This window comes from Pedobacter agri (assembly GCF_032678665.1).
In the GTDB taxonomy this organism is placed as follows: Bacteria; Bacteroidota; Bacteroidia; order Sphingobacteriales; family Sphingobacteriaceae; genus Pedobacter; species Pedobacter agri_A.
Genome location: NZ_JAVTSH010000004.1, coordinates 93,427 through 115,048 on the forward strand (window position 1 = coordinate 93,427; position 21,622 = coordinate 115,048).

At 38.3% G+C, this 21,622-nt stretch carries 22 protein-coding genes; 10 read left to right on the forward strand and 12 right to left on the reverse strand.

What is annotated here, in order from left to right:
• Positions 1 to 25: 25 nt before the first annotated feature.
• Entirely contained in the window at positions 26 to 397 is a 372-nt protein-coding gene (locus R2Q70_RS09760) for a hypothetical protein (protein ID WP_316807423.1), read from the forward strand.
• Positions 398 to 440: 43 nt separating this feature from the next.
• On the opposite strand, the gene R2Q70_RS09765 is transcribed toward R2Q70_RS09760, so the two are convergent.
• Complete coding sequence (locus tag R2Q70_RS09765; protein ID WP_316807424.1) at positions 441 to 695, reverse strand: hypothetical protein; 255 nt, start codon at positions 693 to 695, stop codon at positions 441 to 443.
• A gap of 436 nt (positions 696 to 1,131) precedes the next feature.
• Here R2Q70_RS09765 and R2Q70_RS09770 point away from each other — a divergent pair, with 436 nt between their 5' ends.
• Positions 1,132 to 2,514 carry an MBL fold metallo-hydrolase gene (locus R2Q70_RS09770; RefSeq protein ID WP_316807425.1) on the forward strand — a complete coding sequence of 461 codons (1,383 nt, stop codon included), beginning with the start codon at positions 1,132 to 1,134 and terminating at the stop codon, positions 2,512 to 2,514.
• Between the two features lie 159 nt (positions 2,515 to 2,673).
• On the opposite strand, the gene R2Q70_RS09775 is transcribed toward R2Q70_RS09770, so the two are convergent.
• Positions 2,674 to 3,921, reverse strand: a complete 1,248-nt coding sequence (locus tag R2Q70_RS09775; RefSeq protein ID WP_316807426.1) for a glutamate-5-semialdehyde dehydrogenase — start codon at positions 3,919 to 3,921, stop codon at positions 2,674 to 2,676.
• A 471-nt stretch (positions 3,922 to 4,392) separates the two neighbouring features.
• Positions 4,393 to 5,472: a glutamate 5-kinase gene (gene proB, locus R2Q70_RS09780; protein ID WP_316807427.1), complete on the reverse strand. Its 1,080-nt coding sequence runs from the start codon at positions 5,470 to 5,472 to the stop codon at positions 4,393 to 4,395.
• 430 nt (positions 5,473 to 5,902) lie between these two features.
• On the opposite strand from proB, the gene R2Q70_RS09785 reads away from it, so the two are divergent.
• From R2Q70_RS09785 to def, 4 genes are all read left to right on the forward strand, one after another.
• Positions 5,903 to 8,053 (forward strand): S9 family peptidase, encoded by a 2,151-nt coding sequence (locus R2Q70_RS09785; protein ID WP_316807428.1) that lies wholly within the window; start codon positions 5,903 to 5,905, stop codon positions 8,051 to 8,053.
• A 94-nt stretch (positions 8,054 to 8,147) separates the two neighbouring features.
• Positions 8,148 to 8,600 carry a hypothetical protein gene (locus tag R2Q70_RS09790; RefSeq protein WP_316807429.1) on the forward strand — a complete coding sequence of 151 codons (453 nt, stop codon included), beginning with the start codon at positions 8,148 to 8,150 and terminating at the stop codon, positions 8,598 to 8,600.
• A 26-nt stretch (positions 8,601 to 8,626) separates the two neighbouring features.
• Positions 8,627 to 9,859: a pitrilysin family protein gene (locus R2Q70_RS09795; protein WP_316807430.1), complete on the forward strand. Its 1,233-nt coding sequence runs from the start codon at positions 8,627 to 8,629 to the stop codon at positions 9,857 to 9,859.
• 146 nt (positions 9,860 to 10,005) lie between these two features.
• Entirely contained in the window at positions 10,006 to 10,566 is a 561-nt protein-coding gene (gene def / locus R2Q70_RS09800) for a peptide deformylase (RefSeq protein WP_124911785.1), read from the forward strand.
• A 130-nt stretch (positions 10,567 to 10,696) separates the two neighbouring features.
• On the opposite strand, the gene R2Q70_RS09805 is transcribed toward def, so the two are convergent.
• Genes R2Q70_RS09805 through R2Q70_RS09815 form a run of 3 tightly spaced genes read right to left on the reverse strand, consistent with a single transcriptional unit; the run spans position 10,697 to position 12,744 of the window.
• Entirely contained in the window at positions 10,697 to 11,335 is a 639-nt protein-coding gene (locus R2Q70_RS09805) for a hypothetical protein (RefSeq protein ID WP_316807431.1), read from the reverse strand.
• 52 nt (positions 11,336 to 11,387) lie between these two features.
• Positions 11,388 to 11,633 carry a NifU family protein gene (locus R2Q70_RS09810; RefSeq protein ID WP_316807432.1) on the reverse strand — a complete coding sequence of 82 codons (246 nt, stop codon included), beginning with the start codon at positions 11,631 to 11,633 and terminating at the stop codon, positions 11,388 to 11,390.
• A 34-nt stretch (positions 11,634 to 11,667) separates the two neighbouring features.
• Complete coding sequence (locus R2Q70_RS09815) at positions 11,668 to 12,744, reverse strand: Mrp/NBP35 family ATP-binding protein (protein ID WP_316807433.1); 1,077 nt, start codon at positions 12,742 to 12,744, stop codon at positions 11,668 to 11,670.
• 131 nt (positions 12,745 to 12,875) lie between these two features.
• Here R2Q70_RS09815 and R2Q70_RS09820 point away from each other — a divergent pair, with 131 nt between their 5' ends.
• The 3 genes from R2Q70_RS09820 to R2Q70_RS09830 are packed head-to-tail and all read left to right on the forward strand — an operon-like array spanning position 12,876 to position 16,341.
• On the forward strand, positions 12,876 to 15,023 hold the full coding sequence (locus R2Q70_RS09820; RefSeq protein ID WP_316807434.1) for a biosynthetic peptidoglycan transglycosylase: 2,148 nt from the start codon (positions 12,876 to 12,878) through the stop codon (positions 15,021 to 15,023).
• Positions 15,024 to 15,083: 60 nt separating this feature from the next.
• Positions 15,084 to 15,626, forward strand: coding sequence for a hypoxanthine phosphoribosyltransferase (gene hpt / locus R2Q70_RS09825; RefSeq protein WP_316807435.1), 543 nt, complete (start codon positions 15,084 to 15,086; stop codon positions 15,624 to 15,626).
• A gap of 55 nt (positions 15,627 to 15,681) precedes the next feature.
• The gene (locus R2Q70_RS09830; RefSeq protein ID WP_316807436.1) at positions 15,682 to 16,341 is read left to right on the forward strand and encodes a phosphatidylserine decarboxylase family protein; all 660 of its coding nucleotides are present in this window, start codon (positions 15,682 to 15,684) and stop codon (positions 16,339 to 16,341) included.
• Positions 16,342 to 16,441: 100 nt separating this feature from the next.
• Here R2Q70_RS09830 and R2Q70_RS09835 read toward each other — a convergent pair whose 3' ends face one another.
• The 6 genes from R2Q70_RS09835 to R2Q70_RS09860 all read right to left on the reverse strand — a co-directional run bounded on the left by R2Q70_RS09835 (position 16,442) and on the right by R2Q70_RS09860 (position 20,844).
• Positions 16,442 to 17,614: a mechanosensitive ion channel family protein gene (locus R2Q70_RS09835; RefSeq protein WP_316807437.1), complete on the reverse strand. Its 1,173-nt coding sequence runs from the start codon at positions 17,612 to 17,614 to the stop codon at positions 16,442 to 16,444.
• A 72-nt stretch (positions 17,615 to 17,686) separates the two neighbouring features.
• Positions 17,687 to 18,034, reverse strand: coding sequence for a 50S ribosomal protein L19 (gene rplS, locus R2Q70_RS09840; protein WP_196097412.1), 348 nt, complete (start codon positions 18,032 to 18,034; stop codon positions 17,687 to 17,689).
• A 137-nt stretch (positions 18,035 to 18,171) separates the two neighbouring features.
• The gene (gene trmD / locus R2Q70_RS09845) at positions 18,172 to 18,846 is read right to left on the reverse strand and encodes a tRNA (guanosine(37)-N1)-methyltransferase TrmD (protein ID WP_316807438.1); all 675 of its coding nucleotides are present in this window, start codon (positions 18,844 to 18,846) and stop codon (positions 18,172 to 18,174) included.
• A gap of 66 nt (positions 18,847 to 18,912) precedes the next feature.
• Positions 18,913 to 19,524 carry a hypothetical protein gene (locus tag R2Q70_RS09850; protein ID WP_316807439.1) on the reverse strand — a complete coding sequence of 204 codons (612 nt, stop codon included), beginning with the start codon at positions 19,522 to 19,524 and terminating at the stop codon, positions 18,913 to 18,915.
• Between the two features lie 42 nt (positions 19,525 to 19,566).
• Complete coding sequence (rimM, locus tag R2Q70_RS09855) at positions 19,567 to 20,094, reverse strand: ribosome maturation factor RimM (protein ID WP_316807440.1); 528 nt, start codon at positions 20,092 to 20,094, stop codon at positions 19,567 to 19,569.
• Positions 20,095 to 20,283: 189 nt separating this feature from the next.
• Positions 20,284 to 20,844 (reverse strand): 30S ribosomal protein S16, encoded by a 561-nt coding sequence (locus R2Q70_RS09860; protein WP_010600014.1) that lies wholly within the window; start codon positions 20,842 to 20,844, stop codon positions 20,284 to 20,286.
• Between the two features lie 201 nt (positions 20,845 to 21,045).
• On the opposite strand from R2Q70_RS09860, the gene R2Q70_RS09865 reads away from it, so the two are divergent.
• Complete coding sequence (locus tag R2Q70_RS09865; RefSeq protein WP_316807441.1) at positions 21,046 to 21,567, forward strand: 5' nucleotidase, NT5C type; 522 nt, start codon at positions 21,046 to 21,048, stop codon at positions 21,565 to 21,567.
• The last annotated feature ends 55 nt before the right edge of the window (positions 21,568 to 21,622 follow it).

Consider the following 21,622-nt stretch of genomic DNA (forward strand, 5'->3'; position numbering starts at 1 on the left):
GCAAATTCCTAATGAAAAACATAACATGAAAAAGACAGTCCAAATTTTCAGCATGCTTTTAATAGCATTAACAGTAATGGTATCGTGTAAAAAAGATACAGATCCTGCAGATCGTGATTTATTTGTTGGCACCTACAGAGGAACAGTTTCTTACAGTCAAGGTTCCACCCAAATAAATAGCACTGATGGGAAAGTAACCGTAACGAAGGTTAATGATACTTACAGTTTCTTTTTCGGAAACAACATTCCTGATATTACTGGTGTTAAATTTCAGGAAAGTGGAAACACATACGTTAGTGTGGGTACCGGTTTAATCGGTATTACAATCGATGCAAGTACTTTAAAAATTGGCGTATCAAACTCCAATGGCACCTGGACAGCGAATTGTACCAGATAATAAAGACCTAGAAAAAATCCCGATTATAAATCGGGATTTTTTTTTATAACTCCTCTTCTTCCTCATCCTCTTCTTCAGGCACATATTTTTCAATCGCCTGCCCAATTGCATTTACTTCTTCATCCTCTTCGAAAATTGGAAGTTCCGTTTTATAATCCATTTTTAACCAAATGGAAGAGGTATCTTTTTGTATCTGAATATACTCTTTACCATCTTTAAAAATGGTGTACTGATCATTTCCTTCCGGAAAAACCGAATAATTTATGGGTCCTATTTCAATATCAAATGGCTCTTGCATGCTGATTTTTTTTGGTAAAGATAAGGGTTTAAAATATGAATTGATATGATAGAAATGGTTTTGGAAATGAACGGTTGCTGTTTTATGGCAGATTGCAGCCCCGCTTTTCACTGCAATATTTTATGCTGCATCATAGTTTATTTAAGGTGCTGCAATAAAATATTTCCGTTGCAATTGGGTTTGGGTGGCTACAATAGTGCTTCTATTTGTGCCCCCTAAACCCGACCAAAGTGAAAAGCCCGCAAACCGAGGTACGAGGTGCGGACTTGTAGCGGGGGCGGGACCAGCCTTAACCGAAAGGCTACAAGCATTGCTTTTCTAAAAAGATTTTAACGCATTGTTCAACATTTCATTAACTAAAAAATTACGCCATCTTGTTTAAAAATCGCATCATTTGTACTACTTTACACCAAACAATTTACCGATAGATTAGAAGATGAAGTTAACGTTTTGGGGAGCAGCGCAGCAAGTAACAGGAAGTATGCACCTGCTCGAGGTTGGGCATTATAAAATACTGATAGATTGTGGTTTGGATTATGAAAAGGAAACCTATCAGGAAGAAAATCAACAGTTTCCTTTTGATCCGGCAGATATTAACCTGGTTATCCTTACACATGCACATATCGATCATTCGGGTAATTTACCCACGCTGGTACGCCTTGGTTTCGATGGGCAAGTGCTCTGTACAGCGCCAACTGCCGATTTAACTTCTATTTTATTATTTGATTCTGTTGAGCTTTTTTTACGCAAGCAAAGCAGGAAACCCCGTACAAAACGTGGTAATTTCAGCGGACCAAAGCCTTTGTATCTGCATAAACATGTAATGGATACCATCGATCGTTTTGTAACAATTGCTTTTAATAAACCTTTCAAAATTAACGGCGATATTAGTTTAACGTTTATCCCTGTTGGCCATTTACTGGGTGCTGCTGCTGCTGTTTTAACCATTAATGATAATGGCGAAGAGAAGAAAATTGCTTTTTCTGGCGACATCGGTCGGGAGCATTATCCTGTGCTGGTAAAGCCAGAGGCCATCCCTGAAGTAGATTATTTTGTTTGTGAATCTACCTACGGTGGCCGTTACCATACTAAAGATCAAACACTAGAAGAGCGCCTGGTTCAGGAAATTACTGAAGCTTGTATTAAAACACCTGGACGATTGATTATCCCGGCTTTTAGTATCGGCAGAACACAGTCGTTGGTTTTTGCATTGAACCAGATTTTTACTAAAAAATTGCTGCCACCCGTTCAAATATTTGTAGATAGCCCGATGGCGATTCAAGCCACTGATGTTTACCGAAAACACCATAACCTGGTTAATCAGGAAGCGAAAGATTTTTATAAAACCATGGGCGATGAGTTTGAATTTGAGCATTTGGCTTATGTTCAAACCATGAAAGAAAGTAAGGATGTTTCTAACTATTTTGATCCCTGCATTATCATTTCATCTGCAGGCATGTTAGAAGGCGGACGAATTCAGGATCACCTGTATTACAACATTCAAAATTACTATTGTACCATTCTTTTTATTGGTTACTGCGCAAAAGGAACGTTAGGATACAAGCTGTTAAGTGGTGCGCCCATTGTAAGAATTAAGGATCGTGAAATGATGGTTTATGCCACCATCCGCCAAACCGATTTGTTAAGTGGGCATGGCGATCATGACGATTTGGTTCGAACGGTAAAGCAAACGGGCCAACCTAAAAAGGTTTTCCTGGTACATGGAGAAGATAAAAGTTTACGCAGTTTAGCAGCTGCTTTGCAGGAAGATGGATTTAATGTGGTAGCGCCTGAAAGAGGAGCGGTTTTTGAGATTTAGTTGGTTCAATAGTTCATTAGGCATTGGTTTATTAGGCTAATAGCTTAGAAGATATTGTAAATACACAATTAAAAAGTTGGGAATAACTAGTGGGGATATATCGGCTTGCAGGCCCCATTTTCCATTTTCCATTTTCCATTTTCCATTTTCCATCTTACATTACCCCCTCACTTGCCCATTACCCCGAACCACCCATTTGTAACTGGTTAACTCTTCCAGTCCCATTGGACCGCGGGCATGGAGTTTCTGAGTGCTAATCCCAATTTCTGCGCCTAAGCCGAATTGAGCACCATCGGTAAAACCTGTTGATGCATTGGCATACACCGCAGCAGCATCAACCTCATTTAAAAACCGGGTGATATTTTCAGCATCTTCCGATATGATGGCTTCACTATGTTTAGAACTGTATTCGGCAATGTGATTTAACGCAACATCGATATTTTGAACCACTTTCACTGCAAGTCTTAATGATAGGAACTCTGTTCCGAAATGTTCTTCAGTAGCCTGATTTAACAACAAAGTTGGATAGCTCGGCTTCAACATTTCGTAGCTTTTTTCATCTGCGAAAAGCTCAACTTTTCCGTCTGCCAAAGGCGATAAAAGTTCGGGTAAATCATTCAACCTATTTGCATGAACCAACACGCAATCGAGAGAATTACAGACGCTTACCCGCCTGGTTTTGGCATTAAAAACTATTGCTTTACCTTTTTCCAAATCGCCTGTTTCATCAAAATACGTATGCACAATCCCAGCTCCGGTTTCAATTACAGGAATTTTACTATGCTCCCGAACATAGTTAATTAATGATTGGCTTCCGCGTGGAATGAGCACATCAACAAAACCTCTGGCATCTAATAAAGCCTCGGTAGCCGCTCGTTCTGCTGGTAATAAAGTCAATACATTTGCATCAATTTCATGCGCAGTTAAAACGCCATGAATCACTTTTGTGATCGCCAGATTAGAAAATTCAGCATCACTTCCACCTTTTAAAACCGCTACATTTCCGGTTTTGAAACATAGTGAAAATACGTCGGCAGTAACATTTGGCCGGGCTTCGTAAATTACCCCTACCACCCCAAGTGGCACACGCACTTTTTGAATCTGGAGTTTATTTTCCAAAATGTTATCAGATAAAATTTCGCCCAGCGGACTGGTAAGGTTAACTACATTCTTGATATCACCTGCAATATCGGCGATGCGCTGAGCAGTTAATTTTAGCCGATCATACTTTGGATCTTCAACGGGCATTTTAGCAAGATCTTTCACATTTTCAGCTAAAATCTCATCGGTGTTTGAAACCAAAGCAGTGGCTAAATCAGCCAAAACAGCATTTGTTTTTTCTTTGCTTAAGCCAATCAATGTACGACTCGCTTGTTGCGCCTTTTCGAAGTATGGTTTGTAGTTCATTTTTTAGTTTATTAACCGCAAAGGGCGCTAAGTTTTACGCAGAGGTAGACAAAGTTAATGGCTTATAAGCAATTTAGCTCTATGTTCCTCTGTGCCTTTTTCTTTGTGTACTCTGTGTTTATTTTATTAACCTCAAAGGACGTTAAGTTTTACGCAGAGGTAGACAAAGTTAATGGCTTATAAGCAATTTAGCTCTGTGTTCCTCTGTGCCTTTTTCTTTGTGTACTCTGTGTTTATTTTATTAACCGCAAAGGAAGTTAAGTTTTACGCAGAAGTAGACAAAGTTAATGGCTTATAAGCAATTTAGCTCTATGTCCCTCTGTGCCTTTTTCTTTGTGTGCTCTGTGTTTATTTTATTAACCGCAAAGGGCGCTAAGTTTTACGCAGAGGTAGACAAAGTTAATGGCTTACAAGCAATTTAGCTCTGTGTTTCTCTGTGCCTTTTTCTTTGTGTTCTCTGTGGTTAAATATTTATATCGCCGAGTAAAAATAATCGTAATGTACCAGTGCCTTTTGTTTTTTCTGCCCGATTCTTTCTTTTGCCTTATCCGAGCTGTATTCTGCAATACCTAAACCAATCAACTGGTTTTGCTCATCTATGATTTTGATTATATCGCCTTTTAAAAAGTCAGATTGTATTTCGATGATGCCAACAGGCAGCAAGCTTGTGGCCTTACCAGAAGTTAAAACCATTTTAGCTCCTTCATTTAATTTCACAATTCCCGTGGCAGCGGTTTCTGAGTGTGCAATCCACTTCTTTTTGCCCGATTTAATTTTTTCGGGTACAAAACGGGTATGAACCAGTTCTTTATCTAATAGTGAAACCAGCACATTATCGGTTGTTCCATTAGCAATATGAACCGTTATGCCCAGTTTTGCCACCTTCTGTGCCATGGTAGATTTTGTAACCATACCACCCCGGCCAAAAGATGATTTACCGGTTTGAATGAAAGAAGCCAGATTTGATACCGAACCCGTAATTTCCTGAATCACCTCTGAACCTTCCATTTTCGGATCGCCATTGTAGATGCCATTAACGTTCGATAAAATAATCAACGCATCTGCATTGAGCATGGAAGCAATTAAACCTGCCAGTTCATCATTATCGGTAAACATCAGTTCCGTTACCGAAACTACATCGTTCTCATTTACCACGGGAATGACCTCGTTTTGCAGCAAAATATGCATGCAATTTTTCATATTCAGGTAATGTGCCCGATCGCGAAAATCTTCCTTTGTTACCAAAACCTGTGCGCATTTAATTTGGTGTGGCGCAAAGAAATTCGAGTAGGTGTTAATCAACTTTACCTGACCAATAGCCGCTAATAATTGCCTTGTGGTTACAGCATCCTGTTTTTCTGAAACTTTAATCAGGCTTCTGCCTGAGGCTACAGCACCGGATGAAACCAGGATAACCTCAATTCCATGTTTTTTAATTTCAGCCAATTGATCTACCAAATGCTGAATACGAGATTCATCAGGTAAGCCGTTTGCCTGCGTAATGACGTTTGATCCAACTTTAACAACTATTTTTTTGTACCCTAATTTCATTATTACGATTTGATGCGGCAATTTAACATCTATTTTTTTCAAATGGAATGAATATCAACTGGATGATAAATTTTTACGAAAATGATAAATTTTTTGTGACATAAGAGCGGTCGTCATCCTAAGCATAGTAAATGTGCAGGTTTTTCCAACCATTGAAGGGGTTTTCAACGATCATCAAACTGACGATACTTCTACGCTAATAACGACATTGGAAGTCGGGCTGTAAGGCTACAAAATTTTGTTTTTAAACCGGACAGCAGCGAAATACTTTTTGCAAACCTTGCAGGTTTTAAAAACCTGCAAGGTGTAAGACAAAAAGATTGTAGCGAATGGTGGGACTACAGCTGCCATAAAAAACCAAACCGTTCATTTCCAAATCAGAATCTAAAATAAAAAATCATTAAATTGCAGCAACCTCAACCAAACCATCATGAAACGTTTTTCACTATGCCTGCTTTTACTCGCTGCAGTAACGGCCTGCAACAATCCTCAAAAGAAAGAAATGGAACCGATAAAATGGCCAGATGCAAAAGCACCTGTGGCGGAAATTATTCCGCATAACAGAATTATTCATGGCGATACCGTAGTGGATAATTATTACTGGATGATTGATTACTTTAAAAAAGGCCCCGACAGCACAAAGGTTGTGGATTATTTAAAGGCTGAAAATGCATACCTGGACACGATGATGAAAGGAACTGAAAAGTTTCAGGCAGATTTGTTTAAGGAAATGAAAGGTCGTATTAAAGAAAAGGATGAATCAGTTCCTGTTTTCAAAAATGGATATTTCTATTATTCACGCACCGAAGATGGCCAACAGTACTATAAATATTGCCGTAAAAAAGGAAGTTTAACGGCTGCAGAGGAGATTTTACTGGATGTTGATGCCCTGGCGAAAGGGCATTCTTATTATAGCGCAACAGGTTTTAGTGTAAGTCCGGATAATAAATTACTTGCTTTTGGCGTAGATAAAGTTTCACGCAGGCAGTACACCATTCAGGTGAAAAACCTTGAAACCGGAGAAATTTACAAGGATGCCATCACCAATACCGAAGGTGGTGTAGCCTGGGCTAATGACAATAAAACCTTGTTTTATACATCAAAAAACCCGGTTACTTTGTTAAGTGAGAAGATAAAAAAGCATGTGCTTGGAACGGATGCAAAAGCTGATGTTGTAGTTTACGACGAGAAAGATAACACCAATTATATCGGCGTAGGTAAATCTAAAAATGGCCGATATATTTTAATTTCATCAGCAGGTACGCTAACCAATGAATTTAGAATGATTGATGCTGATCATCCAGAGGCACCTTTTAAAATTTTTACTCCACGCTCTAAAGATGTTTTGTATGATGTTTTGCCCGTGGATGATAAATTTTACATCGTGACCAATTGGAATGCGAAGAATTTCCGCTTGATGGAATGTGCTTTGGATAAAACCGAAAAAGAAAATTGGAAAGAGGTGATTCCCAACCGAAAAGATGTTTTGCTGGAATATGGCGATGAGTTTAAAGATTATCTGGTTTTATCGGAACGTAAAAACGGCTTAACACAACTTCGTGTTTTAAAGAAAGATGGGAGTGACTATTACATCAAATTTGATGAACCTGTTTATGCCGCAGGCATTGGTTCTAACCCAGATTATACGGGCAAAACCCTTCGCTATAACTACACCTCATTAACTACACCTAACTCGGTTTATGATTATGATTTGCTGAAAAAGGATAAAAAACTAATGAAACAGCAAGAAGTTGTGGGCGGTTATGATCCGAAAGATTACGTTACCGAACGCTTATTTGCTACAGCAAAGGATGGAACAAAAATTCCTATTGCTATTGTTTATAAAAAGGGATTTGAAAAGAACGGCAAAGCGCCTTTATTGCTTTATGCCTATGGCTCATACGGTTCCAGCACTGAAGCTTCATTTTCATCGCAACGTTTAAGTTTGCTTAACCGTGGTTTTGCTTTTGCCATTACGAATATCCGCGGGGGACAGGAAATGGGACGCCAATGGTACGAGGATGGAAAGCTGATGAAAAAGAAAAATACCTTTACTGATTTTATTGCTGCCGGGGAATATCTGGTTGAGCATAAATACACCTCGAAAGCGCATTTATACGCAAATGGAGGCAGTGCCGGAGGCTTACTAATGGGTGCCATTGTGAACATGGCGCCTGATTTATGGCATGGTGTAATTGCCGATGTTCCTTTTGTAGATGTAGTAAATACGATGCTTGATGAAAGCATTCCGCTCACCACCAATGAATTTGATGAATGGGGAAATCCGAAGAAAAAAGATGCTTACGATTACATGAAAAGTTACTCGCCTTATGAAAATGTAGAAAAAAAAGCTTACCCAAACATGTTGGTAACTACAGGTTTGCATGATAGTCAGGTGCAATATTTTGAACCTGCGAAATGGGTGGCAAAACTTCGGGCTACAAAAACCGACAAAAACGTTTTGCTTTTAAAAACGAATATGGATTTCGGCCATGGCGGCGCTTCCGGTCGTTTCGATTACCTGAAAGATGTGGCCTTGAGATGGGCCTTTCTATTTACGCTGGAGGGCATTGAGAAGTAATAAAATCCTAACAACATCTTGAGCCTATCGAAATTAAGTTTTTGGTAGGCTCAATTTCACACCTTTTTTAAAATTAATTATTCAAATAAAATTAATGAATACAAAGCTAAAAACCATACAAATGATTCACCTGGCGTTATGCTCGGCTGTTTTTCTTTTTGCCTTAGTTACTATTTTCCTCAACCGGGAGATTATGTTTTTTGATGCAAATCCATCTACAACAGCACCATTTAACCCAATTTTCCCCATTATGGGTTTAATCACTATTTCGGCAAGTATCTTCTTTTTCAAAAACTTAATTTCGAAGATTGATAAATCAGAATCTGCTGATACCAAGATCAATCTTTATCAAAGTGCTTTCATTATTAGCTCTGCGTTATTGGAAGGCGGCGCCCTTTTTAACCTGGTGGGTTTTTTCATCACCCATAATGCCTTCTTTCTCATATTTGCTGCGGCAAACTTTATCTTCTTAATTTTAAACCGCCCCACTAAAGATAAATTGATTTCATCTTTACAATTGCAATACCCTGATACGGAAGCTTTGTAAGCAATTAGCCGTATCTTTGCCAACCAATGGAATACAATGTTCATACTTTACCGAACGGCATCCGCTTGTTGCATGTGCCCTCAGCTTCAACCATATCTCATGCCTGCATCATCATCAATACGGGTTCTCGTGATGAACCAGAAGGCAAAGCAGGTTTAGCACATTTTATAGAGCATTTGATTTTTAAACGCACAGAAAAGCGGAGCACCAATCAAATTTTAAACCGATTGGAAAGCGTTGGCGCTGATTTGAATGCTTATACCACCAAAGAATATACCTGTGTTCATGCCTCTTTTTTAAATCCATATTTAGATAGGACGCTGGATCTTTTTAATGACATTATTTTTCATTCTACTTTTCCTGAAGAGGAAATGGATAAAGAAAAAAGTGTGATACTGGATGAAATAGCATCTTACCTCGATCAGCCAGAAGAAGCCATTAACGATGACTTTGAGGATATGCTCTTTGCAGGAAATGCTTTAGGAAATAATATTCTAGGCACAACAGAAAGCGTTAGTAATTTTACCAGGGATGATGTACTTAATTTCCGAAAGGCAAATTATCGCACCAATGAAATTGTGATTGCCGTTTTAGGGAATTACAGCTTGAAAAATGTGGTAACCAAGAGTACCAAATATTTTGCTGATGTTGAGGAAAATGCTCCTTCGCAAAACCGGATTAAACCCGCTGTTTTAAACCCTAACAACACGACCATCTACAAGCCCATTATGCAGGCGCACTGCATTTTAGGCATACAAACTTATTCCACTCATCATCAAAATAAAGCTGGGCTGATGCTGTTGAATAATTATTTTGGTGGCAATGGAATGAGTTCAGTTTTGAATCTTCAGATCAGGGAGAAATATGGAATTGCTTATACCATCGAATCTAATTTTTCACCCCTGAGTGATACGGGAATATTTTCGATTTACCTAGGAACAGATAAGGAAAAACTTTCGAAAGCGCTTTCGCTCATCTTTAAAGAGATGAAAAAACTGAAGGATCATCCACTAAACGATTTGCAATTGCAAAAAGCGAAAAACAAATTTATAGGTCAGATTGCCCTAAGTGAGGAAAACAGAATTGGACTGATCATTTCAATGGCAAAGAGCTTAATCGATCATGGCAAAATCGATTCTCTTGAACAGGTTTTCGAAAAGATTAATAAAGTAACCACACAAGAAATCGCTCAAATTGCCGACGAAGTATTGGCGCCAGCACAACTGAATATTTTTACTTTCAGTCCAATACTGGAATAATTGCTATTTTTGCAGCATTAAGTTTTTAGTCTGTCATCCTGAGCTTGTCGAAGGACATAAAGGAGAAAAAAGTCTTCGACGGGCTCAGACTAACAAAACGTTGAAATTAATACCCTCAGATTAATTATCTGAAAAATTTTTACATAATGAAATTACCCATAGTAGCTTACGGAGATCCTGTTTTAAAAAAGGTAGGAACCGATATTGATAAAGACTATCCTGAATTAAAAGAACTGATTGCAAACATGTTCGATACCATGTACTATGCAAATGGTGTTGGCCTGGCTGCCCCACAAATTGGCTTGCCTATTCGTTTGTTTATTGTTGATACTGGTGAAGAAGAGGACGGCACACCGGGTTACAAAAGGGTATTTATCAATGCACAAATTATTGAAGAAACTGGTGAACCCTGGAGTTTCAATGAAGGCTGTTTAAGCATTCCTGACATTCGCGAAAATATTATGCGTAAGCCAAACATTAAAGTAAATTTCTTTGATGAAAACTGGGTAGAGCATACTGAAGATGTTGATGGCCTACCTGCCCGTGTTATTCAGCATGAATACGATCACATTGAAGGAAAGTTATTTACTGATAAGGTGAGTATTTTGCGCAAAACGATGTTAAAAAGCAAGTTGGATGCAATTTCAAAAGGAAATATCAAAACCGACTATAAAATGAGGTTTCCGAATAAAAGCAAAAAAAGATAGGTTTTAATGAAAGATTTAAGAGGGAAAATGGAAACGTTTTCCCTTTTTTATACCTATCATAATTGAGAGGAATATTCTCGTGAATAGAATGGCGGTTAAGACTCTGGACTAATGACTAACGACTCAAGACTTAATTCTCATTCCGTTTCTTATCTCCATCAAAAATTTGCTGCATGAGCTTGCCCCAGGCAAAAGGATTGAGCAGGGGATTGGTTTGAACCATATTTTTGTTTATCATACGGTCGAAGTTGTAGCGATAATTCTGGCTGGAAATCTCCTGACCATCGCGAGGCAATGTTTGGATCAATCCATTAATTGATGATCTGGATAGGTTTTTCTTAGCAATAGCCATATCATCATCGGCCAATTTCATTGATAAAAATTCGCGGGTAAACTCTTCGGTAGTTGCCCATGGGAAAACCCTAACTGAAGGCAAATCAATCACATTCGCTTTCAGCTTAACCATAATGGTGTATTTACTATCGGGAGTTCCCTCAGGAATTACGGTAGAGAATTTTTTGTAACCAATTGCCGTGAATAAAATGGTATCTCCAGGATTTACAATGAAAGTAAAGTAACCTCGGTAATCGGCGGCTACGCGTTTAGCATTCGCAGAGAGGTTGGTAATGGTAACATAAGGAATTACATTTGTGCTATCGATATCGGTAATAATCCCAGAAAACTGAATAAGCTTTTCTTGTGCCGGCTTTTGTTGTGAAAAAGCAGCTAAAGAAAATAACAGGCAAATCAGGGCAATACAATATCTCATTAAGACAAAAGTAATTTTAAAAATAAAACTTCCTTGTTAAATATTGTTAAAGCTATTCTTGCTCTGCCATGTTTACAGCAACTACTGAAGTAATGCTTGGAACAGCTTTCATAATCGCCTGCTCAATTCCCGATTTCATCGTCATGAAACTCATTGGGCATGAACCACAGTTGCCTAAAAGCTTAAGTTTTACTGTACCTTCAGGTGTAATTTCTTCAACAGAAACATCCCCTCCATCGGCCTTTAAATAAGGTCTGATGGTTTCTAATGCCTGTTCTACTTGCTCTGTTAAATTCATTATGTGTATTTTAAAATATAAAAGTAGTAATTTTTTAGTAATTAGCCATTTGTGCATTATTAATGGAAATCTGCTGGGCTATTTTACTGGCAATATCTCCAAAGATAACATCCAAAAGCGGATTTTGATTTAATGCCACTGGTTTCCCGTTGTCGCCCGCCTCGGCAATACTCTGAATAATTGGAATTTCTCCTAAAAATGGCACATCAAACCGCTCTGCCAACACTGTTCCACCGCCTTTACCAAAAATGTAATATTTGTTATTAGGCAATTCAGCCGGTGTAAAATACGACATATTTTCAATCACTCCCAAAATTGGGATGTTAATCCCGGGCATGCGGAACATGGCCAAACCTTTATGCGTGTCTGCCAAAGCTACTTGCTGCGGCGTAGTCACTACAACTGCTCCTGAGATCGGAAAACTTTGGGTAATGGTGATGTGAATATCTCCGGTTCCCGGTGGAAGATCGACAATCAGATAATCCAGTTCGCCCCAGTTGGTATCATTAAATAATTGCTTTACAGCATTAGAAGCCATTGGACCACGCCAAGGCACCGGTTGGCCAGGATCAGCAAAAAAACCTAACGAAAGTAATTTAATTCCATATTTTTCAATTGGGATAATTTTCGTTTTGCCATCTGCAGTTTCTACCGCACCAGGCTTGGCATCAACCAAATCAAACATGGTTGGCACCGATGGGCCATAGATATCAGCATCAATCAACCCTACTTTAGCGCCATCTTTGGCCAAGGTAACGGCTAAATTGCTCGCAACAGTAGATTTCCCAACACCACCTTTTCCAGATGAAACCAAAATAATATTTTTGATGTTATCTAATGAAGATGAATTGATTGGCTGGGTAACCCTCGAAGTGACGTTAATATTTACCTCCGCTTCTGCAGAAACGAAATGTTTAACTGCATTGGTACAGGCATTTTTTAGCATGTCCTTCATTGGGCAGGCTGGGGTAGTAAGCTCTAATGTAAAACTAACTTGGTTATCGGCTATCTGTAAATCCTTAATCATGTTCAAGGTTACCAGATCTTTTTTCAGATCCGGATCTTCAACATTTTTTAAGGCATCTAAAACTTGTTGCGGGCTAATTGGCATTGTATTAATTTAAATTCAAAATTAACAAAACATAGCCACAAATACTTTTATTTAGGCTTTTAAACTGTAATTTTAACACGAAATAAACATTTAATTGTTACGTTTAAGCAATTAACCATTTTTACAACTATATGCGCATACCAAAAATTAAGATCCCTAAAAAATATTTAAAAATCGGAGCGTGGGTTTTAGGTGTTTTTTTAATTATTTGTATTGCCTTGGGGGCTGTTGCCTATAGTAAAAGGGAAGCGCTGTTAAAGAAAATGGTAGCCAAAGCCATCTCTAAAGCTAACAAAGATTATGGCCTCGATGTGAAAATTGGTTCTGCAGGATTTACCGGCATGAGCACCGTTAAAATGACCAATATTTCTGTCGTTCCGAAAGATCGCGATACGCTATCAAACATCAGTGAATTAAGTGTTGGTGTTAAGCTGTTTCCATTGATTTTTGGAGATGTAAAACTGGCTGAGGTAGGACTCAGTAATGGCTTTGTGAATGTGGTTTTCAGAGATTCAACCAGTAACATCGATTTTATCCTTAAAAGAAAGAAAAAAGATAGCACTGAAAATACCGGAAAAGCTAATCTTCCGGAAATTGCAAATAACCTGCTAAACCAGGTATTGTATAAAATTCCTGACGATATGGACATGAAAAATATGGTTTTCAGGTTCAACGATCATGATACAGCAAAATTGAGTTTCGCCACTACCGCTACGATTGATGATGGCGATTTAAAATCTACTATTAATGTAAATGAAGGCGAATCTACCTGGCATGTTGATGGACTGGTGGAGCCAGGCAGAAAGCAATTAAGTTTTATGGCTTATGCCGATGGAAAAAAACTCGAACTTCCATATCTCAATAACAAACTTCACGCTAAACTAAGTTTTGATACGCTGCAAACCGAGTTGAAAGATGCTGGTTACAGCGGCGATGATTATAAAATATCCGGATCGTGGTCTGTTAAAAACATGTTGATTAATCAGGCCAGAATTGCAAGCAACGACATTATTGTTCAAAGCGCAAAACTGGATGCAGATGTTCTGGTCGGTTCAAACTATGTGGCTTTAGATAGCTCATCAACAGCCTATTTAAAAAATGCCGAGATTCATCCGTACATCAAATATACTTTAGGTAAAAACAAAATTTACGAGCTTAAAATTAATGCCGATGAGCAGGATGCCCAGGCGATTTTAGATGGTTTCCCGCAAGGGCTATTTGAATCACTGGATGGTTTGAAAGTGCAGGGAAAAGTGAAATACAATTTGAACTTTTATTTAGATACAAAAATCCCTGATAGCGTACGTTTCAGTTCTACGCTTACACCCGTAAATTTCAAAATTTTGCAGTGGGGAAAAACCAATCTCCAGAAAATAAACAGTCCGTTTGTGTATACGCCTTACGAATATGGCAAACCGATGCGTGACATCACTATTGGTCCGGAGAATCCGAATTTTACCCCTTTAAACGCAATATCTAAAAACTTTATTAATGCAGTTTTAACCGCTGAAGACCCATCTTTTTATACCCACAACGGCTTTGTAGAAGAATCGATCAGAAAATCGATTGCCGTAAATTTCAAAGAGAAAAAATTTAAGCGTGGTGGCAGTACGATTAGCATGCAGCTGGTAAAAAATATTTACCTAAGCCGCCAGAAAACATTGGCCCGAAAAGCAGAAGAAATTTTGATCGTATGGCTGATTGAACACAACCACCTGGTGAGCAAACAACGCATGCTTGAGGTTTACTTCAACATCATGGAGCTTGGGCGCAATATTTATGGAATTGGCGAAGCATCGAGATATTATTTCGGTAAACAGCCAGCCGATTTAACCATTGGCGATGGTTTGTTCCTGGCCAGCATTGTGCCTAAACCAAAAGCATCAATGTATAAGTTTATGGCCGATGGAAGTTTAAAACCATTTATGTTTAATTATTTCAGGTTCATGGGAAACATCATGGCCAGAAGAGGATTGACGCCAGGTGATACATCTGGTTATGGTTTCTACAATGTGCGCTTACGCGAAGGCCTCCGCCAATACCTTGCGCCAGACACTGCGGTTATCGACACCACAGCTTTTGATGATGACGAAGATGGAATGCCTCCTGTAATTATGCAGGATAAAAACAAAAATCTTTTTGATAGGATTTTCGGCGGTGCAACTAAAAAAGACACTGCAACTGTTAAACCTGCAGATACCACGAAAAGTAAAAAGCAGTTAAGGCAGGAGCGTAGGGAACAGCGCCGCAGGGAAAAAGAACTTGAAAACGGTGGCTAAAACAATTTTTATATTGGCCACTTACATTTCAACTTTACAACATAAATATCACAACAAAACATGCATAAAATACAGGTTGAGGACAAGGAATTCGAGATTTTTTTAGAAAATGAAACCCTAAATAAAAGAATCCGTTTACTTGGCATCCAAATAAATGTTGACTACGAAGGGAAATGTCCCTTATTTATTGGAATACTAAATGGCAGTTTTTTATTCATGGCCGATTTAATAAAGGAAATTAATGTGCCTTGTGAAGTTGCTTTTATGCGTGTAGCCTCATACGAAGGAACTTCGAGCAGCGGTAAAGTAAAAGAACTAATTGGCTTACCAGATGATATTAAGGGCAGAGACATTATTGTTGTGGAGGATATTGTTGATACAGGCTTAACCTTAACACATATTATTAAAACGCTGAAAGAGAAAAATCCGGCATCATTAAGAGTAAGCTCACTCTTACTAAAACCCAGTGCTTTAAAATACGATATCGAAGAACTGGAATATATCGGTTTTGAAATCCCTAACGAATTTGTTGTGGGATATGGATTGGATTATAATGGCCTGGGCAGAAACCTGAAAGACATCTACAGGGCAACTGAAGCATAATTTTTAAATCCGATTAATTTATTTTTCGCACCTTTGTCGAATAATTTCTTACACAATGACCATACACAAAGAAGGCTACACCACAATAGCAATAACCATTTTACTTATTTTCGTAATCAACGCCGTTGTTGATTATAAATATTATGACATTACCTGGTTGCGTTGGTTCATTTATATTTTCTCTGCAGCATTATTTATCATCGTTTTACAGTTTTTCCGTAACCCCAGCCGTCAGTTTTCTGCCGGAGAAGAGTTGGTGATTTGCCCTGCAGATGGAAAAGTGGTGGTAATTGAAGAAACGGAAGAAGGCGAATATTTTAAAGATAAGCGCTTACAGGTTTCCATTTTCATGTCGCCGGTAAACGTTCACATCAATCGTAATCCAATCTCTGGCATTGTTAAGTTTTTCAAATACCATCCTGGTAAATATTTAGCGGCCTGGAACCCAAAATCGTCTACCGAAAATGAACGTACTACAACTGTTGTAGAACATGCCAACGGAACTCCGGTATTATTCCGTCAGATTGCTGGTGCTTTAGCTCGTAGAATTGTATGGTACGTTAAAGAAGGCGATCAGGTGAAACAAACCGAGCAGTTCGGGTTTATTAAATTCGGATCCAGAGTAGATGTTTTTCTTCCGATAGGAACAAAAGTAAATGTAGAACTTAACCAGGTGGTTAAAGGCGGCATAACAACCCTAGCAACTTTAAGCTAAACCGACAATACATAAAACATAAAAATCCGATTTAGAAATTCTAAATCGGATTTTTTTTTGATCTTTATTTTTATTAGAAGCTAATTTTTACACGTTGAAACTAATCTGTTGCATCATTACCAACCTCTTTTTCATGATCATCATTAAGTGGCCGGTCGCTGATTAGGCGTTGGGTAGGATAAGCAAAATCCGACTTATTTCTTACGATGATATCCATAATTTCCAGGTTGATTTCCTGCCTGATTTTCAAGAATTGCGCATTATCCAAAATCGTAACAAAATAAGATATTTCGATATTCAAGCCAGAATCGCCAAAGCTTTTGAAAGATGCGCTGCCATCGGCCGTTCCCTCCCTTTGATTGATGTAATCTTCAATTTCTGCAACAATCTTTTTTACTGACTCGGCATTGGTTTCATAGGTTAAACCAATAATGAAGGCAACTTTCCGTAGATTCCGCAGGGAAAGATTTTCCAATACGCCATCAATCATCCCACGGTTTGGGATGGTAGCCATGGTTTTCTCTGAAGTACGAATCCTGGTGCTTCTAAAGCCAACCTTTTCAACCGTTCCTTCTACACCATCCACTTTAACTAAATCGCCAACCACAAAGGGCTTATCTAAAAATATCGTAAACGACCCGATCAGGTTTTCTAAGCTCTCTTTTGCCGCCAAAGCAATGGCGATACCACCAATTCCTAAACCGGTAATTAAGGTTAGTACATTTACTTCGAATACAAATCCGAGTAAAGTAAAAAAGCCGATAAAAATAACAATGGTTTTAAATAACTCTTTTAAAAATGGCACCAGCTGATCATCAGATTTATTATGTGTGAGTGATGCTTTGAATAACAATACATGACTGATAAAATCGATAATCCTTAAGATAATCCAGAAAACGGAAAGGATGATCATGAACAGAAATATCCGATCAATACAATCGCCAATACTTACCGGAATTGCTTCTTTCGTTTTTCCTACTAATTTACTGTAATGGAAAATTGCTACTTCTAAAGGATGTTTAAGCTGATTAATGGAAAGATATAAAGTAGCAAGCAGGATAAAGGTTTCAATGGGTTTTACCAGGAGAGCAACGAAGGCTTCATCGTGAGATTGCTGAGAAAAACTTTTAAACAGCTTAAATAAAAGTTTGCTTAAAAGCTTTGAAACAATGCGTTTAAAAATTAAACCAAATAACAGTATCCCACCAAACAGGCAGTAAGCTTTTACAGTATTGCCCCAAAATACTTGTTCAAAAAATGCAGAATCGAACATATAAAACAAAGGTATAAACAAAAAAACCTCCACGAAGTTAATCGTGAAGGCTATATCTTATAATAAAGAATATTATTTTCTCAAAGATTTGATACGAGCAGCTTTACCAGTTAAAGCACGTAAGTAGAATAATTTTGCTCTACGAACTTTACCATAGCTATTCACTTCTACTTTCTCGATGTTAGGAGAACTAAAAGGGAAAATACGCTCAACACCAACACCGTTGCTAATTTTACGAACTGTGAAAGTTTCGTTAGCACCCGCACTGTTACGTTGGATTACAACACCTTGGTAAATCTGAACACGTTCTTTATTACCTTCGCGAATTTTATAGTGTACGCTCACTGTATCGCCAGACTTGAACGCAGGAAAATCTTTTTTCGCGATGGCCTGCTCTTCAACAAATTTTACTAAATCCATGATTTTAAGCTATTAAATCGATATTTCAACCCGTGAAATTCGGATTGCAATATTAGGGATTTTTTTTCAATTAAAAAAACTAATTTTATTTTTTCCACAATCTTTTAGAATTCCACATTAATAACGTGTAAATGCTTCTATTCCAAAAGATCAGGGCGACGGCTTTTGGTGCGTTCCAACGCCTGTTCGTGGCGCCATTCATTCACCTTAGCCTCATGTCCGCTCAGCAGAACATCAGGTACTTTATGGCCACGCCAATCGGCTGGTCGGGTGTAAACCGGCGCATCTAACAGCTCACCCTGAAAGCTATCAGAAAGGGCAGAGGTTTCATCATTTAAAACGCCAGGAATTAACCGAACCACCGCATCTACTACAATGGCCGCAGGTAGTTCTCCACCGCTTAAAACATAATCGCCTACAGAGATCTCACGGGTGACAAAGATATCACGAATGCGTTGGTCGATCCCTTTATAATGCCCGCAAAGAATGATGATATTTTTTTTAATGGATAACTCATTAGCAGTGCTTTGGTTAAGCGTCACACCATCCGGACTCATAAAAATGATCTCATCATATTCACGTTCGGCCTGCAATTTTTCAATACAGGCGGCAAAAGGCTCAATGCTCATCACCATTCCACTGCCACCACCATACTGATAATCATCTACACTCTTCTGCTTATTGGTTGCATAATCACGCAAATTATGCACAACAATTTCAGCAATTCCCTTTTTTTGGGCACGTTGTAAAATGGAGTGGGCAAAGGGGCTGTCCAGCAAAGCTGGAAGAACGGTTATGATATCGAAACGCATGCGCAAATATAAAGTTTTTCCCAAAGGGATGGCTACGATAGGGTTGGGAGTTTTAGATGAGGCGCATTAAACCGTCCACTGGTCGTGAATTACTGCCACCAGATAATAAGCATTTTCATGTTTTTTAAATACAAACCTCAAACTTGTCCAGTCTAATCCTTTATACTTTTCTTCAAATCCTTTAAAATAATATTCCGTGAAATGCAGTTGCGGATAACTTTCCTTTAAATTATTAATGGTGTTACCCTGGCCAATAAATTCATCGTAACTCTTTTTTTCGGCGTTTAAATAATCTGCATTATAGATAAACCGATCGATGTATGGCTTCACTTTCATTTTAATGGCTTCGCCACTTCCATCAAAATGGCCCCAGGTTAAAGTCCAGTTTTTATCAATGGCTTCTAAAAAATCTTTGGCTAAAACATGCTTATGCGTAGGGTCGATAAATCCATAGGGAGAAAACCGAACACCATCAACAGGATGAAAACAGGAGGCGAAGCCTGAATAGTCTTTTTCTTTCAACGCCTTCAAAGCTTTTAAACCAACAGCCTCAATAGAATCTTTCTGCGTTGTCCTCGCAATGGGGTTTTCGGTAACCGCTTTTTGTTCTGATGGCTTATTTTGATTACAACTTATACACAGCAGTGCCGCAGCAAAGGCAATAAATAAACGTTTCATAAAAGCTTAACGAACAAACTTCAAAAAGGTTTATGCAAAGAATTACTTCTCTAAATAAACGTCCAACAATCCTTCAGGCAAATCAAGGGTAAGAACTTTTTCTTCATCGTCAATTTCAACGATGAAATCTTCATTAAGTGGAAAAAGAATTTCGGTTTCTTTGTACGAAACCGTTGCGATGAACTGTTGTGGATATTCATTTACCTCCAGGATCTCGCCAAGCTCACCTAGGGTTTCATCAATAGCCATAAAACCTTTTAAATCGGTATAGAAAAACTCACTTTCATCACGTTCAGGCATTTGGCTTAAGGGCAAATACAGTTTCTTTTTTAACAAAGGCTGGGCTTTATCAATATGATCAACATCATCAAAGTTGAAATAACCAGTTTTGTTGGCCTGAAGCTTAGATTCTGCCACAAAGTAAGGCACTAATTTTCCGTTCATATCGGCAAAAACTACATCAAAATCCAACTGTTCATATTCATCGAATTCGAAAAATACCTGAACTTCTCCTTTTAAACCTCTGGTTTTGGTAACGTAACCTATATAAAATGCTTCTTCGTGTTTCATATTACCCCAAACCCCTAAAGGGGCTTTTAAATGTTATCGTCACCCTGAATTTATTTCAGGGTCTTTTAACGCTAATTAGATACTAATCCCGAACATTTGGGACAGCATGACGATTGTGTTAAAAATCTCTTTAAATAAAAATAGCGTTCCGAAATTCGGAACGCTATTTCTTGAAACAAAATAATTGAATTATTCTGCTCCTTCTTCTTTAGTAGCTTCTGCTGCAGGCGCTTCTTCAGTTGCTTCAGCATCAACTGCTGGAGCTTCTTCTTCAACAACTTCTTCTGCAACTGGTGCATTTTTAGCTGCAATTGCTGCTGCTCTGTCTTCTTTTTTCTTAGCTTCTGCTGCTAATGCTGCTTTACGCGCATCCGCTTTCGAAGTAGCTAAACCTTCTGTTTTACCAGAGATTTTACCAGCTTTAGCATCAACCCAAGCAGCGAATTTTTCGTCAGCTTGTTCTTGAGTTAAAGCACCTTTTTTAACACCACCTTCTAAGTGTTTTTTGTATAAAACACCTTTGTAAGATAGAATAGCACGAGCTGTATCAGTTGGTTGTGCACCACTGTTAACCCAAGCTAAAGTTTTTTCGAAGTTAATTTCGATAGTAGCAGGATTGGTGTTTGGGTTATAAGAACCTAAACGCTCAATGAATTTACCATCACGTGGAGAGCGAGAATCTGCTACCACAACGTGGAAAAAAGGCTTTCCTTTTTTACCGAATCTTTGCAATCTGATTTTAGTTGCCATTTTTTTTCGTATTTATGTATTCAACATAGTTCCCGGAGCTACATGCTGCGGGGCTGCAAAGATAAGTAATGAATTGATACTTTGCAAATTGAAAAAGGATTAAAGAATAAACAGTTAAGACTTCTATCAAAGGAAAGCCCGAACGTCAGGTTTAATCTTTTATCCTTGTTCCTTCATCCTTGTTCATTTATCTTTACCAACATGAAAAGAATTGCCATTGATATGGATGAGGTGATTGCCGATGCCTTAGCGAAATTTATCAAACTTTATCACCGGGATTTTAACGTTCCTTTAGATTTAAAAATTGATGCCGGAAACGAAATTTACCACCACGTACCACAAGATGTAAATCAAAAGTGGTTCGAATACATTAACGAACCTGGCTTTTTTCGCGATTTAGAAGTAATTGCCGATAGCCAACGTGTAATCAAAGCCCTGCAGGAAAAGTATGATGTTTACATTGTTTCAGCAGCGATGGAATTTAGAAACTCACTGGTAGACAAGTATGACTGGATGGCCGAACATTTTCCTTTTATCGATTGGCAACACATCATGTTTTGCGGAAATAAAATTGTAGATGTAGACATTATCATTGATGACCGCATAAAAAACTTCGTTAATTTTCCGGGCAGGCCTTTGTTATTTACCTCTCCTCACAATTTATTAATTACCGAATACGAACGCGTAAACACCTGGGAAGAAGTTGCTGGTTTACTGCTTTAATAATTTAGCGTTAATATACCCTCATTTCGAACGTAGGGGAGAAATCTTTTTAATA

What these genes read in the sequence shown, in the direction of transcription:
- rimM (WP_316807440.1), bottom strand. Translation starts at nt 20,094, where the DNA reads ATGAAACACGAAGAAGCATTTTATATAGGTTACGTTACCAAAACCAGA.
- R2Q70_RS09850 (WP_316807439.1), bottom strand. Translation starts at nt 19,524, where the DNA reads ATGAAACGTTTATTTATTGCCTTTGCTGCGGCACTGCTGTGTATAAGT.
- R2Q70_RS09775 (WP_316807426.1), bottom strand. Translation starts at nt 3,921, where the DNA reads ATGAACTACAAACCATACTTCGAAAAGGCGCAACAAGCGAGTCGTACA.
- R2Q70_RS09810 (WP_316807432.1), bottom strand. Translation starts at nt 11,633, where the DNA reads ATGAATTTAACAGAGCAAGTAGAACAGGCATTAGAAACCATCAGACCT.
- rplS (WP_196097412.1), bottom strand. Translation starts at nt 18,034, where the DNA reads ATGGATTTAGTAAAATTTGTTGAAGAGCAGGCCATCGCGAAAAAAGAT.
- def (WP_124911785.1), top strand. Translation starts at nt 10,006, where the DNA reads ATGAAATTACCCATAGTAGCTTACGGAGATCCTGTTTTAAAAAAGGTA.
- R2Q70_RS09830 (WP_316807436.1), top strand. Translation starts at nt 15,682, where the DNA reads ATGACCATACACAAAGAAGGCTACACCACAATAGCAATAACCATTTTA.
- trmD (WP_316807438.1), bottom strand. Translation starts at nt 18,846, where the DNA reads ATGCGTTTCGATATCATAACCGTTCTTCCAGCTTTGCTGGACAGCCCC.
- hpt (WP_316807435.1), top strand. Translation starts at nt 15,084, where the DNA reads ATGCATAAAATACAGGTTGAGGACAAGGAATTCGAGATTTTTTTAGAA.
- R2Q70_RS09760 (WP_316807423.1), top strand. Translation starts at nt 26, where the DNA reads ATGAAAAAGACAGTCCAAATTTTCAGCATGCTTTTAATAGCATTAACA.
- R2Q70_RS09835 (WP_316807437.1), bottom strand. Translation starts at nt 17,614, where the DNA reads ATGTTCGATTCTGCATTTTTTGAACAAGTATTTTGGGGCAATACTGTA.
- R2Q70_RS09820 (WP_316807434.1), top strand. Translation starts at nt 12,876, where the DNA reads ATGCGCATACCAAAAATTAAGATCCCTAAAAAATATTTAAAAATCGGA.
- R2Q70_RS09865 (WP_316807441.1), top strand. Translation starts at nt 21,046, where the DNA reads ATGAAAAGAATTGCCATTGATATGGATGAGGTGATTGCCGATGCCTTA.
- R2Q70_RS09790 (WP_316807429.1), top strand. Translation starts at nt 8,148, where the DNA reads ATGAATACAAAGCTAAAAACCATACAAATGATTCACCTGGCGTTATGC.
- R2Q70_RS09785 (WP_316807428.1), top strand. Translation starts at nt 5,903, where the DNA reads ATGAAACGTTTTTCACTATGCCTGCTTTTACTCGCTGCAGTAACGGCC.
- R2Q70_RS09815 (WP_316807433.1), bottom strand. Translation starts at nt 12,744, where the DNA reads ATGCCAATTAGCCCGCAACAAGTTTTAGATGCCTTAAAAAATGTTGAA.
- R2Q70_RS09805 (WP_316807431.1), bottom strand. Translation starts at nt 11,335, where the DNA reads ATGAGATATTGTATTGCCCTGATTTGCCTGTTATTTTCTTTAGCTGCT.
- R2Q70_RS09860 (WP_010600014.1), bottom strand. Translation starts at nt 20,844, where the DNA reads ATGGCAACTAAAATCAGATTGCAAAGATTCGGTAAAAAAGGAAAGCCT.
- R2Q70_RS09795 (WP_316807430.1), top strand. Translation starts at nt 8,627, where the DNA reads ATGGAATACAATGTTCATACTTTACCGAACGGCATCCGCTTGTTGCAT.
- R2Q70_RS09770 (WP_316807425.1), top strand. Translation starts at nt 1,132, where the DNA reads ATGAAGTTAACGTTTTGGGGAGCAGCGCAGCAAGTAACAGGAAGTATG.
- R2Q70_RS09765 (WP_316807424.1), bottom strand. Translation starts at nt 695, where the DNA reads ATGCAAGAGCCATTTGATATTGAAATAGGACCCATAAATTATTCGGTT.
- proB (WP_316807427.1), bottom strand. Translation starts at nt 5,472, where the DNA reads ATGAAATTAGGGTACAAAAAAATAGTTGTTAAAGTTGGATCAAACGTC.